This is a genomic window from Pseudomonas sp. RIT623 (genome assembly GCF_004519305.1).
In the GTDB taxonomy this organism is placed as follows: Bacteria; Pseudomonadota; Gammaproteobacteria; order Pseudomonadales; family Pseudomonadaceae; genus Aquipseudomonas.
Genome location: NZ_SOZA01000028.1, coordinates 61,598 through 75,389, shown reverse-complemented (window position 1 = coordinate 75,389; position 13,792 = coordinate 61,598). Strand labels below are relative to the sequence as shown.

Here is a 13,792-nt window from a genome sequence, read left to right as displayed (position 1 = left end):
TGATGGCAACCGCGTTCCGCGCTCGCCGTCTTGCCCGGTTCAGGACATCGTCAATCTGTTCAACCGACTGCTCACACCGACCCTGCCCGCCGTCGTTCTCGTGTCGGAGGCGCGCAAGAAACAACTCCGCGCCCGCTGGAACCAGAGCGATGTTCACCAGAGTCTTGAGTTCTGGGCCGAGTACTTCGCTGACGTCGCGAAGTCGGACTTCCTGATGGGTCGGGCTGCCGGGAAGTTTGGCGGCGCGCCTTTCCGGGCCACTTTCGATTGGCTGATTGCCCCGTCAAACTTCGTCAAGGTGGTGGAGGGTAACTACCATGCGTGATCCCTACAGCGCCGAGGCTGAGCACAGCCTGCTGGGGGCCATGCTCCAGCGTCCCGAGTTGATCGACGTGCTGTCCGACGATCTGTCGGCGGAGTCGTTCTACTTCGCTGATAACGCCGATGTGTATCGCGGGATCATGGCAGTGAAAGCGGCGGGCGGCTCTGTCGACTTCCTTACCGTGGCTGATCGCATTGGTACGCTGCCTTCCGGCGACAACGCGCTGGCGTACTGCGCCGAAATCGTGAAGAACACCCCGAGCGTGGCCAACGCCGCGTCGTATGCCGGGATCGTCCGCGAGCGCGCCATCGAGCGGGCGCTCTACGACCTGAGCGAGCGCACGCTCGAAATCGCCCAGAGCCAGGGCGATATCCAGGCGAAGATCGCGTCGGTCCAGGCGGCAGCCATGGCGATTGATTCCGGCAGTGAGGTCGAGGAGGTGGTGAAGGCCGCCGACCTGATGGCCGACCAGCTGGAGGTGTGGCAGGAGCGTCACGACAGACTGTCACGCGGCGAGACCCTGATCGGTCTTTCTACCGGCCTGGCTGACTTGGACGCAAAGCTGGGTGGCCTGCAGCCCGAGCAACTGATCATCGTCGCCGGGCGCCCAGGTATGGGTAAAACAACCCTGGCCATGGGGTTTGCCCTCGACGCCTCCGTGCGCCAGAACAAGTCATCGCTGGTGGTCAGCTTGGAGATGAGCAAAAGCCAGCTCATTGACCGCGCCGTGGCCTCGGAAGGGCGTGTCCCGCTGAACCTGATCAAGAACGGCTCTGCCTGCCAGTCCCATGCGACTGAACTCGGGCTCGGCTCGCTGAAGGTGCAACAGGCGAACCTGTTCATCGCTGACCGAGCGGGCGCCACCGTTGGGCGTATCCGCTCGCTGGCTCGCCGCCACAAGATGCGCTATGGCCTCGACCTCCTGATGGTCGATTACCTGCAGCTGATGGAAGGCGAGGGTGGCAACCGTACCGAGGAGATCAGCGGCATCAGTCGCGGCTGCAAGCAGATCGCCCGCGAGCTTGGCATCCCGGTCGTGCTGCTCAGCCAACTGTCGCGCAAGTGCGAGGAGCGACCCAACAAGCGCCCCGTGCCCTCTGATCTGCGTGAATCGGGGGCAATCGAGCAGGACGCCGACGTGATCCTGTTCGTCTACCGCGACGAGGTCTACCACGAGAACAGCGAGTACAAGGGCGTGGCCGAAATCATTATCGGCAAGGGCCGCGACATCGAGACAGGCACCGTCCGTGCGGCCTTCCTGGGCCAGTACAACCGTTTCGAGAACCTCACCGCCAACTGGCAGCCACCCATCAAGGCACCGGCCGCCAATGACCGACCGCTGGCGTCGCGCTACGCCCGCAAGGAAATCCCAGCATGAGCACCGCCCAAGGAGAGAACCCATGCGGCAATCCAGACTGACCAAGGCCGCTCGCGGCCGGGAGTGCCAGGTGCGCATCCCGGGCGTGTGCAACGGCAATCCCGAAACCACCGTCCTGGCCCACTACCGCATGGGCGGCACATGTGGCGTTGGATTTAAGCCGAACGACCTGCAGGGCGCCTGGGCGTGCAGCGCGTGCCACGATGCCTGCGACGGCCGTAGCCGCGTCGTTGACCGCGACACCGCCCGCCATTACCACGCCGAGGGCGTCATGCGCACCCAGGCCATTCTGGTCCGCGAGAGGGTATTGATCGCATGAATGCACCTGACCTTCGCCCGTTCAAGGCCAAGCCGGCCCGCGCCAAGCCCGTCGATCGTGAGGGCCAGGAGCAGGCAGCGCTGATGCAGGAGCTGCGCCTGCGCTACCCCGAGGCCTACGCGCTGATCTACCACGTCCCGAACGGCGGGCACCGGGTCAAGGCCGTGGCTGCCAAGCTGAAAGGGCAGGGCGTCAAGGCCGGCGTGCCTGACCTGGTCCTGCCGATGGCGCGCGGTGGGTGGTTTGGCCTGTACATCGAGTTCAAGGCCCGGCCGCCGTTTGATGCGCCGGTGTCGCCGAGCCAGGATGCCTACCTGCAGGCGCTGCATCGCCAAGGTTACCTGGCCATCGTGTGCCGGGGCAGTATCGACGCGGTGGAGGCCATCCGTGCCTACCTGCTGCAGCCCGCCACGGTGGCCGCATGAGCGCGACCCGGGAAGTGAAGTTCAGCGAGGCCGAGGTTCGCCGGCAGGCCGCTGACAGGTCGGTGCGTGACCTGCGCGACCCGCGCCACCCAGGCCTGTACTTGCGCTTCTGGAGCACTCGCGACCGTGGCACCTGGCACCTGGTGCGTGGTAAGCGTTGGTTGCCGATTGCTCGTTGGCCCGACCTGAGCGCGTCGGCGGTGATCGCCGAGCTGCCCATGCTGCGGCAACGCCTGCTGCGCGACCCGGCCACGGCACCGGTGGCCTCGGGAATGATCACCGTGGGTCAGCTGCTGGACTGGTACGGTGACCGCCTGGCCCGCGACCGCTCGCTGTCGCTGAAGCGTAAGGCCGGGGCGCGCTCCGGCATTGGCCAGCACCTGAAGCCGCGCTTGGGCGGCCTGACCCTTTCCGACGTGAATGCCGAGTCGCTGGACAAACACTTGATGTGGCCCTGCCAGGCCGAGGTGTCGCTGTCTTACCTGCGACAGATGTTCGCGCTGCTGCTGACGGCATTCCGCCAAGCCATGAAGCTGGGCCTGATCGACCACAACCCCATGGCAGGGATGCGCTTCAGCGACTTCACCAAGGCCAAGATCGCGCCCAAGGCGGCCCGCCTGCGCAGCGTGCAGTTGCCGGAGCTGATGCAGCAGCTGGCCCAGGCCTTCGACGCTGCCCCGTATGACGCCATGTTGGCCCTGATGATGCTGGCTCACGGCACCCGGATCGGCGAGACCCGCATGGCCCGCTGGAGCGACATTACCCTGGCCGCTGCCGAGTGGTTCATCCCGGCGGCCCACACCAAGACCCGCACCGAGCATCGCCTGCCATTGACCGCGCAGCTCAAGGCGCTGCTGACGCGGTACCGGGCGATTCAGCAGGCCCAGGGGTACGAAGGGGTTTACCTGTTCCCGAATCGCCGTGGCCACTGCCTGAGCGAGACCCAGGCCAGCCAAGTGTTCACCCGCCTGGGGCGGGGTGAGTGGACCAGCCACGATCTGCGCAAGGTCTCCCGCACCACCTGGACCGACCTCGGTATCGACGGCCACATCGGCGAGATGCTGTTGAATCACACGCTGGGCAAGATCGCCAGCACCTACATCCACACGCAGGCCATGGAGCAGCGCAAGTTGGCGCTGGAGAAGTGGCATGCATGGCTTGATCGGATCGGCTTCGAAGCCATCCACGGCCTTAAAGAGGCCTTATTCGAAATCCCGCAGAAATCGCCACAGCCCAATGGCGGCGAGGCTTCAGGCAACCTTAACGAATTAGTAATAGGCGAGGATTCGAAATGACTGGAAAGCGTCCAGGCCCAGCCATGGCCGACCTGAACACGATGTCTCCCGCGGCCCGCTCGGCGGCAATGCGCGGTGGGATGGAGGGCTGGGGATTCGTCGGCGGGCTGCCTGGGCAGATCTGCTATCAGGAACAGGTTGATTCGAAGTCGCGCCGGCGCTGCAGCTGCGGCTGCGGGCGTCGGGCGACCCATCGGGGAATGGCCAACGGAGTCTGCTTGAGGATGGGGTGCGAGCTGTCGGTGCGGCGCTGGGTAAAGGCGTCCAACTCATGAGGAAGAACCACGGCCCAGCCTTGAAGAAGGCCGTGATAGACCTGGGCAAGTGCCCCGCGTGCCGCGGCAAAGCGGTTGTGAAGGGCGTCTTCTACGAAATGGCCTGCGTGCAGTGCAGCGCCTCCGGGTGGGTCGAGGCCTCCACCGGGCAGGCGCTGGAGCTGGGCGAGCTCGTGACCCAGCTGAGCCTCCGTCTACAGGCCGCACAGCGGCAAATTGAGCAGTTGAAAAGACCCCAGGCCGGCGGGCCTGAGGCGGGATATCAGGGAAGCAACCGGCTCGGCGCCGGCGGCACAAACTACACCGGGGATTGAGGGGAAGAACATGATCTACAACAGCGTATCGGGTGCAGTCGTTGCCGCTCTGGCGGCTGGGGAGAAGGGCGCCGCGAAGGGGCAGGCCTGGCAGAAGCTGTACAAATCGGCAGAGGAAGAGGGCGGGTGCCTGGCGTCACTGGGTGGTCAGTCGCACGGACTTGACCGTACCCAGGTGGATTACTGGTTGGCGGCGCGGCTGCACCACTTGCTCAAGGGGCGGCACTGGGATGCCTTGGTCGCCAAGTACAGCACCAACAGGGTGAAGAAGGTTCAGGCGATTACGCTGGTCCGACCACTGATCGCGAGTCCGGCGTCGACGCTCTTCATCTACAGGGCAGTCACTGCTTGGGCCATTCCGAAACTCAAGGGTGCGCGCCGCAAGGTCCCGCAATCTGTTTCGGTAAACATTCCGCTGGATGCGAAACCATGGCGCCGCGAAGCCACTGTGAACGCTGCGGTTGCCGCCGGCCATGCCGCGAAGAAGCGCATCGAGGCGCTCGAAGAGGATGTGATTATCCTGCCTGACAGCTTCTACGACATGAATACCTGGGATCTCGATGCCACGCCGGAGCCGACGCGCCGGCGCTGGAGGCAAGGTATCAACGAGAAGCTCGACGGTATTATCGACGACGCGCTGGCCGAAGTTAGATTGATTCTGGAAGCCGAAGGCCTGCTGATGAATGAGGCCGCCTAAGTTGCTCGAAGCCAGCTCTTCCTCCACCATTCTGGATTAGCCAGGGCATGCCTTATGTCCTGGCAACACCGCTGAGGAGATAGGGAACATGCAAGGACTACTGCTTATTCTGTTGAGCTTTGTGATTTGGATCGGCGTTTGGATCTTTATCGTCAAAAAACGGGGGAATCTTGGCAAGTTTGCGGGGAACCTGATCGGCGCCATTGCTGGTTTTTTTGTCGCCACAGTGTTTCTTGGGTTTGTGCTTCCGAAGCATTCCCCTGAAGAGAAAGCCGCCATTGGCCGCGCATCCCCAGCGCAAGCCCCCGCCCAGGCGCCGCAGGCGGCAGTCCCTGCCAAGGCCATTGATGAAATAACCCTTCTGTACATCAACCACAAAATCTACCCGAACGACCCAACAGTCTGCGAGGCCAAGCGCATTGGCTCTCGGGATATGGTTGGCTGCCGCGCTCAAGGCTGGGGTGGCGATAGCCAGGTGCACGTCTGGGAGTACTCAAAAGGCAAATTCAAGTCGATCAATGGCAGCGCTCGGTCATTGGCTGAAACGAAGTTCTCCAATGAAGGTGCTGTGGAGGTCAGTCCTCTGCCGCTCCCCAGCGATATCAAGGTCGATGAAGTAGTGAAGGCGTTTGCAAAGGGGTGATCATATTTCGTGCTGGGTGTTGACAGTAGTGAGCGACTGAGCGAAATTAACCCCATCCTGTCATTCCTGCGCGTGTTGAGGAGTGACAATCGAAAGCCCGGCCATTGTGTCGGGCTTCGTCGTTTCTGAGCCCTGGCAAACGCTGGGGCTTTTTCATTTGCGCTCCCTGCAACGGGAGGAATCGAGATGCCGAACATGCCAGAAAAAGACCCGTCCTTCTGGGTGTTGGTGCTAACCGCCCTGAGGGAGAACGGCCTAGCGATGGGCCTGACATTCGCCCTGACCTGGTTGCGTATCCAGTACGACGGCAAGGAGACGCGACCAGGACGCCAGCTGATCGAGGCGGCACTTGGCGCATTGATCGTCATGGTTGTTGGCCTGACGGTGAAGGAGTTCGGCCTCAGCATCGCCTGGTCGTTCGCTACTGCTGGCTTTGTCGGTGTCCTGGGTGTTGAGCAGGCTCGTCAGCTCGGGAAGCGTTGGGCCGAACGCAAGGTTGAGGGGTGAACTATGCCGCCTCGACCACAAAAGCCTTGCGGAGCACAGGGCTGTAAAGCTCTCACGCGAAATCAGCGTTTCTGTGATGCCCATGCCGACCTGGCTAAGGCTTGGGCAGGCCATCAAGGGAAGGGTCGCGGTGGGCGCCCATGGCGCCGGTTGCGTGATAAGGTGTTGAAGCGCGATCACTACTTATGCCAGTGCTCCGAGTGCAAGAGGCTCGGGCGCTTGCGTGGGGCGGACGAGGTCGACCACATCGTTCCGGTCGCGATGGGTGGTACCGACGACGATGGCAACCTCCAGGCCATCAACCACGACTGCCACAAGGCGAAGACCCAGCGCGACGCCCAAGCTCGACGGCAGGCGATCGCCGCCAAACCCCATTGATGAGAGTGAATCTCATCAATGGGGAGGGGGGAGGGTCAAAAGTTACTGCCTTTTGCCTCGGTCACATGCCGCCCAACCGTTTTTTTACACCCGCGAAATATCAAATTCATTGGAGGCACCGATGCCGGGGGTTGCTGGGCGATCGGGCCGTCGCCCCAAACCCACGGCCCAGAAGGCTTTGGCCGGAAACCCGGGTAAGCGAAAGCTCAACAAGGATGAGCCTGATTTCTCTCTGGTGACCAACGTCGATCCACCCGAGTGGCTGGAAAGGCGTGCGGCTGAAGTCTGGAAAATGATTGTCCCTGAGCTGCTACGGGCCAAGGTCCTGGCGCTCACTGACCTGCACAACGTCGAGGCTTTCTGCACGGCTTACGGCAACTGGCGCCTCGCGCAGGAATCGGTGGAGGCCCACGGCATCGTGGTGTCTGGAGCCACTGGCGGGCCAGTGAAGAACCCCGCGCTGACTGCGGCCAAAGAGGCGATGAGCCAGATGGTCACCTTCGGCTCGATGTTGGGCCTGGACCCTGCCAGCCGGACCCGCATCATCGGCGGGAATAAACAGAAATCCACCAACGAGTTTGCAGCCCTGCTGAGTTCCTAATGGCCAAGACCAAAAATACCAACGTCGACAAGGCGATGGTTTGGGCGAGGTCCGTCCTGAAGGGCAGGTTCCCGGCGTGCCGATACATTCATCTGGCAATCGAGCGGCACTTCGCCGATGTCGAGGCCAGCCGTTCGAAGGCCTACCCCTACAAGTTCGACGCCAAGAAGGCTGAGAAGAAGCTGCGACTGATTCAGCTTCTGCCGCACACCAAAGGTGAGTGGGCGTTCAAGCGACAGCTCATAACCCTGGAGCCGTGGCAGCTTTTTGGTCTGGCGTGTACCTTCGGTTGGGTGCGCAAGAAGAGCGGGTACCGCCGGTTTCGCGAAAGCTACTGGGAGGTGCCGCGCAAGAACGGCAAGTCGGTGATCGCGGCCGGTGTGGGCCTCAGCATGTTCGCCGCCGACAACGAGTTCGGCGCCGAAGTGTACTCGGGGGCCACGACCGAGAAGCAGGCCTGGGAGGTTTTCAGGCCGGCGCGACTGATGGTCAAGCGCTCGCCGATGTTGATAGAGGCGGCGGGCATCGAGGTCAACGCCTCGAACATGAACATCCCGTCGGACAGCAGCCGCTTCGAGCCACTGATCGGCAACCCGGGCGACGGCGCCTCACCGTCGTGCGCGATCATCGACGAATTCCACGAACACGACAGTGCGGCCCAGTACGACACCATGCTGACTGGCATGGGTGCCCGTCGCCAGCCGCTGATGTTCATCATCACCACCGCCGGGGCGAACATCGAGGGGCCGTGCTACGACAAGCGGCGCCAGGTCATCGAGATGCTGCAGGGGATGGTCCCTGACGAAGAGCTGTTCGGCTACATCTGGACTCTGGACGAGGGTGACGACTGGACTGATCCGAAGAACCTGGCCAAGGCCAATCCTTGCATGGGCGTCTCGGTTTTTCAGGAATATCTGGAGAGCCAGCTGGCCCGCGCTATACGCTCGGCTCGCTTCACCAACACGTTCAAGACCAAGCACCTGAATTTGTGGGTGAGCGCCAAGGCCAACTTCTTCAACGTGGAGAGCTGGAAGGCATGCGAAGACACAACGCTCACGCTCGAGCAATTCGAGGGGCAGGAGTGGATCGCGGGATTCGACCTTGCACGCAAGCTCGACATGAACTCCCGGGCGCGCTTGTTCTGGCGCGAGATCGACGGGAAGATCCACTACTACAGCGTGGCCCCGGCGTTCTGGGTGCCTGAAGACACCGCGCACAATCCTGACAATCAGCGCATGTCGGAGCGGTTTCAGGCCTGGATCAACTCCGGGCACCTAAGGGCAACCGACGGTGCCGAGGTCGATTACCGGGAAATCCTTGAGGACACCAAGGAGGCCAACAAGATTGCGCCGATCCGCTGGAGCCCCATCGACCCCCACGGCGCTACAGGGCTTGGTCACCAGCTGGATGATGAAGGGTTCAACCCGATCACGATCACCCAGAACTACACCAACATGTCGGATGGCATGAAGGAGCTGGAGGCGGCCATCGAGTCGGGCCGGTTCCATCATGACGGTAACCCGATCATGACCTGGTGCATCAGCAACGTCATTGGCAAGTATCTGCCCGGCAACGATGACGTGGTGCGACCTATCAAGCAGGGCGAAGACAACAAGATCGACGGCGCAGTGGCATTGATCATGGCGGTTGGTCGGGTGCTGGCCAACGCGAACCCGGAGAAAACACTCTCCGATCACATCACCAAGCACGGAATCAGAACGCTATGACCCCTGAACAAGAGGCTCCTCGGGAGGGCGGGGTGCCGGTACTCGATCGCCTTCGCGAAAGCCTGCCGGACCTGGTCGGAATGGTTGGCTTCGGCCTGCTGGCTCGCGGTTTGTGGGTTGGCTTTGGTGAGGCCGTATCGCTCTCGGTGTGCGGGGGCATCCTGATGGGCCTGTCCGCCTACGCGATCATTCGAGGGGGTAGCTGATGTTTCGAGCACTCCTTGGGAGGAAGAGCAACCCGCTGATCATCGATACGCCCGAGAAGCTGGCTCAGGTGCTCGGGGCCGGGTACGAGTCGACGTCAGGGCAGCGGGTCACTACTACAAGCGCCCTGCAGCAGTTGGTTGTTTTCAACTGCGTCAGGGTGCTGTCCGAGTCTATCGGCATGCTCCCGTGCCGGCTGATGAAACAAACGGACAAGGTGCGCTTGCCGGCGGTTGGTCACCGGTTGTACCCGCTGCTGTCCATGGCGCCAAACGGCTACATGACCTCCCAGGAATTCTGGGAAATGCTGGTGGCATGTCTGTGCCTACGTGGCAACTTCTACGCCTACAAGGTCGAAGCTCTCGGCAACGTCGTCGAACTTCTGCCGCTCAACCCTGACATTGTTCAGCCGAAGCTCAACGATGATTGGTCAGTTGAATACAAGGTCAATTTCAAAACTGGACCGAAGACCCTCAGCCAGAAAGAAATCTGGCATGTCCGGCTGTTCACCCTGGACGGCCTGAATGGATTGAATCCTATCGCCTACGCCAGGCAGACCCTGGGTCTTGGCCAGGCGATGGACGCTCACGCAGGCAAGCTGTTCACCAACGGCGCGGTCACCAGCGGGGTTCTGCGTACCGAGCAGACCCTTACCGACGAAGCGTTCTCCAGGCTGAAAGGCGAGTTCCAGGGCGAGCACATGGGGACCGCGAACGCCTACAAGCCAATGATCTTGGAGATGGGGCTGGACTGGAAGCCGATCAGCCTTAATGCCCAGGACACTCAGTTCATCGAGTCGAAGCGCATGACGGATGCGCAGATCTGCGGCCTCTTCCGCGTCCCGCCGCACCTGGTTGCGAACATGGACAAGATGACGCTCAACAACGTTGAGCAGATGGGCATGAACTTCGTGAACTACTCCCTGGTGCCGATCATCACGCGCATCGAGCACCGGGTGCAGGTCGGTTTGCTCAACGAAAAAGATCGGCTCACCCACTACGCCAAGTTCAATGCTGGAGCCCTGATGCGTGGCGACCTCAAGGGGCGCTACGAGGCCTACGCGAAGGGCATCCAGTGGAGCATCTTGTGCCCCAACGAATGCCGTGACCTTGAGGACATGAACCCGCGCGAAGGCGGTGATGTGTACCTGACTCCCCTGAACATGACCACCAAACCAGAGGCTGCCGACGATGCAGACAAAACAGCGCCTTGACCGCCCGCTGACGATCAAGTCGGTCAGCGAAACAGGCGAATTCGAAGGTTACGGGTCCGTCTTCGGCGTCGAGGACAGCTATGGCGACGTCGTTGTCCGAGGTGCCTTCGAAGCCAGCCTGGCCAAGTGGAAAGAAAAGGGCCGCCTGCCGGCAATGCTCTGGCAGCACAACATGAACGAGCCGATCGGCATCTACACCGAGATGCGCGAGGACGATGTGGGGCTGTTCTTCAAAGGTCGACTGCTCATCGAGGACGACCCGCTCGCCAAGCGTGCCCATGCGCACATGAAGGCCGGCAGCCTGACAGGTACCTCCATCGGCTACATGCTGGACGACTACGAGTACGACAAGGAAAAGGGCGTCTGGATCCTGAAGCAGATCGACCTGTGGGAGCTCTCCCTGGTCACCTTCCCGGCCAACGATGAGGCCCGGATCACTGACGTGAAATCTCTGCTGGCCCGCGGCGAAACCCCGCCGCCCAGCAAAGTGGAGCGAGCCCTGCGCGAGGTAGGGTTCTCCGGCTCCCAGGCCAAGGCCTTCATGGCCAAAGGCTACGGCGCAGTTTCACCGCGAGAGGCGGGTGCCGACGCATCACTCAATCATCTGAAATCCCTTATTGACCGCATTGAAGGAGCCTCTCATGGCCGTTGAAGAAAAAGACATCAAAGAAGTCGCGGATGCCCTGGGCAAGAAGTTCGACGAGTTCAAGGAAAAGAACGACAAGCGCATCGAAGGCCTGGAGGCCGAGAAGGGCAAGCTCTCCGGCCAGGTCGACACCCTGAACGAGAAGCTGGGCGAGCTCGACGAGCTCAAGTCCTCGCTCGAGAAGGAGCTGGCCGAACTGAAGCGGCCCAATGGCACCGGCACCAAGGCCGCGAGCGAGCACAAGACTGCGTTCATGCAGTTCATCCGCAAGGGTGTCGACACTGGCCTGGGCGAGCTGCAGGCCAAGGCGCTGCAGATCGGCGCCGACGCAGACGGTGGGTACGCCGTACCTGAGGAGCTGGACCGCAACATCATCGAGCTGCTGCGCGATGCGTCGCCGATGCGCCAGGTGTGCAACCAGATCACCGTGGGTTCCCCGGACTACAAGCGTCTGGTCAGCCTGGGCGGCGCCGGTTCCGGCTGGGTCGGCGAGACTGATCCACGCCCAGCGACCGGCACCCCGACCCTGGCGCAAATCGCAGCGTTCATGGGCGAGCTCTACGCCAACCCACAAGCCACTCAGACCAGCCTCGACGATATCTTCTTCGACGCCGAGGCCTGGCTCGATGGTGAAGTCGCCCGCGAGTTCTCCGACAAGGAGGGCAATGCGTTCACCCTGGGCAATGGCGCCGGCAAGCCGAAGGGCTATCTGGCCTATGAGCTGGTGACCGACACTGACAAGACCCGCGCCTTCGGCAAGCTGCAAAAAATTCTGTCCGGTGTTGCTGGCGGTTTCACCGGTGACAACCTGATCGACCTGGTGCACTCGCTCAAGGCTGGCTACCGCGCCAACGGGCGATTCATGATGAACAACCTGACCGTTGCCCGCGCACGCAAGCTGAAGGACAGCGACGGCAACTATCTGTGGCGTCCCGGCCTGGAACTCGGTCAGCCATCGACGCTGCTGGCCTACGGCATCACCGAGAACGAGGACATGCCAGATGTCGCCGCTGATGCCAACGCGATCTCGTTCGGCGACTTCAAGCGCGGCTACACCATCGTCGACCGTCTCGGCACTCGCGTGCTGCGCGACCCTTACACCAACAAGCCATTCGTAGGCTTCTACACCACCAAGCGCGTCGGCGGCATGCTCACCGACTCCCAAGCGATCAAGGTCCTGACCCTGAGCGCTGCCTGATCTTTCCGGGCGCCTTCGGGCGCCGCCTCCCTGGAGGATTTATGCCAAGCATTTTCGTCAAAAAGCCGTTCCCGTTTGCCGTGGACGGCAATCAGGTGGTTGAGGTCCAGGCCGGCAAGCAGGACGTATCGGAGCGCTGCGCGCTGGTGGCGGTCGATCACCTGGGAGTTGCTGAGTATCTCGATCGCCAGAACTTGTCGGGGCTGCGCGAAGATGGGCCGACCGTAGCCGAATGGGTAGAGGCAGGGTATCTGGCGGCGAACTATCCGCCGCAGGGCTTTGCCTCGCGCAGCTCTCAAGAGGAAATCGACGCAGCCATCGAGCTGCAGAAGGGCGCGGAAGACGAAACCGACCCGCTGAAGATGACCGTTCCCAAGCTGAAAGAATGGCTCACCGCTCAAGGTATCGAATTCGCGGCAGACGCGAAAAAGCCGGCCCTGCAGGCCCTGGTGCCGAAAAATGATTGATCTCGAAGTCGTGAAGGCGCACCTGCGCGTCGACCACGATGACGAGGACAGCCTCATCCAGGGTTATACCGACGCGGCGTTGAGCGCTTTCGAGCAGTGGACGAATCGGGCGCTTATTCCAGAAGGTGAGGCCCTGCCGGATCCAATTGGAAATGCGTTGGTGATGACAAAGGCGATCAGCCAGGGCGCCCTCATGCTCATTGGCTACTGGTACGCGAACCGTGAATCGGCGATCGTCACCGGTTCTTCGTCGTTTACCGATATGCCCATGGCAACCCGGGCGCTCTGGACGCCTCACAGGTGGACGAACTTTTAATGGACGTAATCGAGCCTGGCGCCGGCGAACTCGACCGGCGCATCACTATTCGGCTGCGTGAGGATATCCCCGCCGAAGAAGCCGGCCTTGAGTCGGCATTCACCCAGGATCGCCGCCGCTGGGCCAAGATCCGCGCCGTCGGCACCGCCGCCTACACCGACAGCGTACAGACCGACGACAAGATCACCCACCGCATTTGGCTGCGCCGTATCGATGGCGTGACCACGTCCCACGAGGTAGTGGCCGGCGGCGTTGTCTATCGCGTCAAGCGCAGTGCGCCGTGGGCAGCCGGCAAGCGCTTCACCTTGATTGAGGTCGAAGAGCTTGGCCAGCAACAAGCAGGAGGTGGCATTTATGGCTAACTCAGCCTCCGTCGACGGTTACCTGCACATCGAAGGCTTCGACCAGTTCGGCCGCGAGATCTTCGACAAGAAGCAGATCCGCAAGGGTATGCGCAAGGCTGGTCAAGTGGTCGCCCGCCGTGCCCAGTTGAACCTGGCTCTTGCCCGCGGCCAAGACAACTATCCAGTCAGTCGCACCGGCAGAACCATTGACTCGATCAAGTTCAAGGTGTCGCGCGCTGGCTTCCTGGTGAAGATCGCGCCACGCAAGACCCCGGACATGAAGGACTATTACCCGGCCTATCTGCACTACGGCGTGAAGCAGGGCGGCCGTGTCCGGGCGCTGGCCAATGGCAAACGTCGCCGCAAGGGCGAGCGTGCCGAAGCTCTGGCACAGCGCGCAGCAAGCGGTTGGCGAATTGCCCCCAGGGCCAACTACATGGAAGACGCCTTGCAGGACGAAAAGGCTCAGGTCGAGTCGATCCTCGCCGCTGCCTTTGCCGCCGCCTTGAGCTGACCATCAAGC

19 protein-coding genes and 1 pseudogene are annotated in these 13,792 nt (G+C 62.0%); all 20 read left to right on the top strand.

The genetic code is table 11. From position 1 onward, the window contains the following. A pseudogene (locus tag E3U47_RS18165) lies at positions 1 to 325 on the top strand (helix-turn-helix domain-containing protein); the annotation flags it as partial. Then, on the top strand, positions 318 to 1,700 hold the full coding sequence (gene dnaB, locus E3U47_RS18160) for a replicative DNA helicase (protein WP_134693062.1): 1,383 nt from the start codon (positions 318 to 320) through the stop codon (positions 1,698 to 1,700). The pseudogene E3U47_RS18165 and the gene dnaB, both read left to right, overlap by 8 nt. A 22-nt stretch (positions 1,701 to 1,722) precedes the next feature. Beyond that, entirely contained in the window at positions 1,723 to 2,019 is a 297-nt protein-coding gene (locus E3U47_RS18155) for a DUF1364 domain-containing protein (protein WP_134693061.1), read from the top strand. After that, positions 2,016 to 2,444 carry a VRR-NUC domain-containing protein gene (locus tag E3U47_RS18150; protein WP_134693060.1) on the top strand — a complete coding sequence of 143 codons (429 nt, stop codon included), beginning with the start codon at positions 2,016 to 2,018 and terminating at the stop codon, positions 2,442 to 2,444. Before E3U47_RS18155 ends, E3U47_RS18150 begins: the two co-directional genes overlap by 4 nt. Further along, a complete protein-coding gene (locus E3U47_RS18145; RefSeq protein WP_134693059.1) occupies positions 2,441 to 3,739 on the top strand; it encodes a site-specific integrase in 1,299 nt (432 codons plus the stop codon). The genes E3U47_RS18150 and E3U47_RS18145 overlap by 4 nt, the downstream gene beginning before the upstream one ends. Before the next feature lie 271 nt (positions 3,740 to 4,010). Continuing rightward, a complete protein-coding gene (locus E3U47_RS18135; protein ID WP_134693057.1) occupies positions 4,011 to 4,328 on the top strand; it encodes a hypothetical protein in 318 nt (105 codons plus the stop codon). A gap of 10 nt (positions 4,329 to 4,338) precedes the next feature. Beyond that, positions 4,339 to 5,025: a hypothetical protein gene (locus E3U47_RS18130; RefSeq protein WP_134693056.1), complete on the top strand. Its 687-nt coding sequence runs from the start codon at positions 4,339 to 4,341 to the stop codon at positions 5,023 to 5,025. An 88-nt stretch (positions 5,026 to 5,113) separates the two neighbouring features. Further along, positions 5,114 to 5,668 (top strand): hypothetical protein, encoded by a 555-nt coding sequence (locus tag E3U47_RS18125; RefSeq protein ID WP_134693055.1) that lies wholly within the window; start codon positions 5,114 to 5,116, stop codon positions 5,666 to 5,668. A gap of 186 nt (positions 5,669 to 5,854) precedes the next feature. Continuing rightward, positions 5,855 to 6,175 (top strand): phage holin, lambda family, encoded by a 321-nt coding sequence (locus tag E3U47_RS18120; protein WP_134693054.1) that lies wholly within the window; start codon positions 5,855 to 5,857, stop codon positions 6,173 to 6,175. A gap of 3 nt (positions 6,176 to 6,178) precedes the next feature. Beyond that, complete coding sequence (locus E3U47_RS18115) at positions 6,179 to 6,553, top strand: HNH endonuclease (protein WP_134693053.1); 375 nt, start codon at positions 6,179 to 6,181, stop codon at positions 6,551 to 6,553. A 121-nt stretch (positions 6,554 to 6,674) separates the two neighbouring features. Then, positions 6,675 to 7,154 (top strand): phage terminase small subunit P27 family, encoded by a 480-nt coding sequence (locus E3U47_RS18110; protein WP_134693052.1) that lies wholly within the window; start codon positions 6,675 to 6,677, stop codon positions 7,152 to 7,154. After that, positions 7,154 to 8,881: a terminase large subunit gene (locus E3U47_RS18105; protein ID WP_134693051.1), complete on the top strand. Its 1,728-nt coding sequence runs from the start codon at positions 7,154 to 7,156 to the stop codon at positions 8,879 to 8,881. The genes E3U47_RS18110 and E3U47_RS18105 overlap by 1 nt, the downstream gene beginning before the upstream one ends. Next, a complete protein-coding gene (locus E3U47_RS18100) occupies positions 8,878 to 9,087 on the top strand; it encodes a hypothetical protein (RefSeq protein WP_134693050.1) in 210 nt (69 codons plus the stop codon). Before E3U47_RS18105 ends, E3U47_RS18100 begins: the two co-directional genes overlap by 4 nt. Beyond that, positions 9,087 to 10,298, top strand: coding sequence for a phage portal protein (locus E3U47_RS18095; protein WP_134693049.1), 1,212 nt, complete (start codon positions 9,087 to 9,089; stop codon positions 10,296 to 10,298). The genes E3U47_RS18100 and E3U47_RS18095 overlap by 1 nt, the downstream gene beginning before the upstream one ends. Beyond that, positions 10,276 to 10,950, top strand: a complete 675-nt coding sequence (locus E3U47_RS18090) for an HK97 family phage prohead protease (RefSeq protein ID WP_134693048.1) — start codon at positions 10,276 to 10,278, stop codon at positions 10,948 to 10,950. The genes E3U47_RS18095 and E3U47_RS18090 overlap by 23 nt, the downstream gene beginning before the upstream one ends. Continuing rightward, positions 10,940 to 12,142, top strand: coding sequence for a phage major capsid protein (locus tag E3U47_RS18085; RefSeq protein WP_134693047.1), 1,203 nt, complete (start codon positions 10,940 to 10,942; stop codon positions 12,140 to 12,142). Before E3U47_RS18090 ends, E3U47_RS18085 begins: the two co-directional genes overlap by 11 nt. A gap of 41 nt (positions 12,143 to 12,183) precedes the next feature. Then, positions 12,184 to 12,609 carry a HeH/LEM domain-containing protein gene (locus E3U47_RS18080; protein WP_134693046.1) on the top strand — a complete coding sequence of 142 codons (426 nt, stop codon included), beginning with the start codon at positions 12,184 to 12,186 and terminating at the stop codon, positions 12,607 to 12,609. Further along, positions 12,602 to 12,925, top strand: coding sequence for a head-tail connector protein (locus tag E3U47_RS18075; RefSeq protein WP_134693045.1), 324 nt, complete (start codon positions 12,602 to 12,604; stop codon positions 12,923 to 12,925). The genes E3U47_RS18080 and E3U47_RS18075 overlap by 8 nt, the downstream gene beginning before the upstream one ends. Next, on the top strand, positions 12,925 to 13,287 hold the full coding sequence (locus E3U47_RS18070) for a head-tail adaptor protein (RefSeq protein ID WP_134693044.1): 363 nt from the start codon (positions 12,925 to 12,927) through the stop codon (positions 13,285 to 13,287). The genes E3U47_RS18075 and E3U47_RS18070 overlap by 1 nt, the downstream gene beginning before the upstream one ends. Further along, positions 13,280 to 13,783: a hypothetical protein gene (locus tag E3U47_RS18065; protein WP_134693043.1), complete on the top strand. Its 504-nt coding sequence runs from the start codon at positions 13,280 to 13,282 to the stop codon at positions 13,781 to 13,783. Before E3U47_RS18070 ends, E3U47_RS18065 begins: the two co-directional genes overlap by 8 nt. Positions 13,784 to 13,792: the final 9 nt, after the last annotated feature.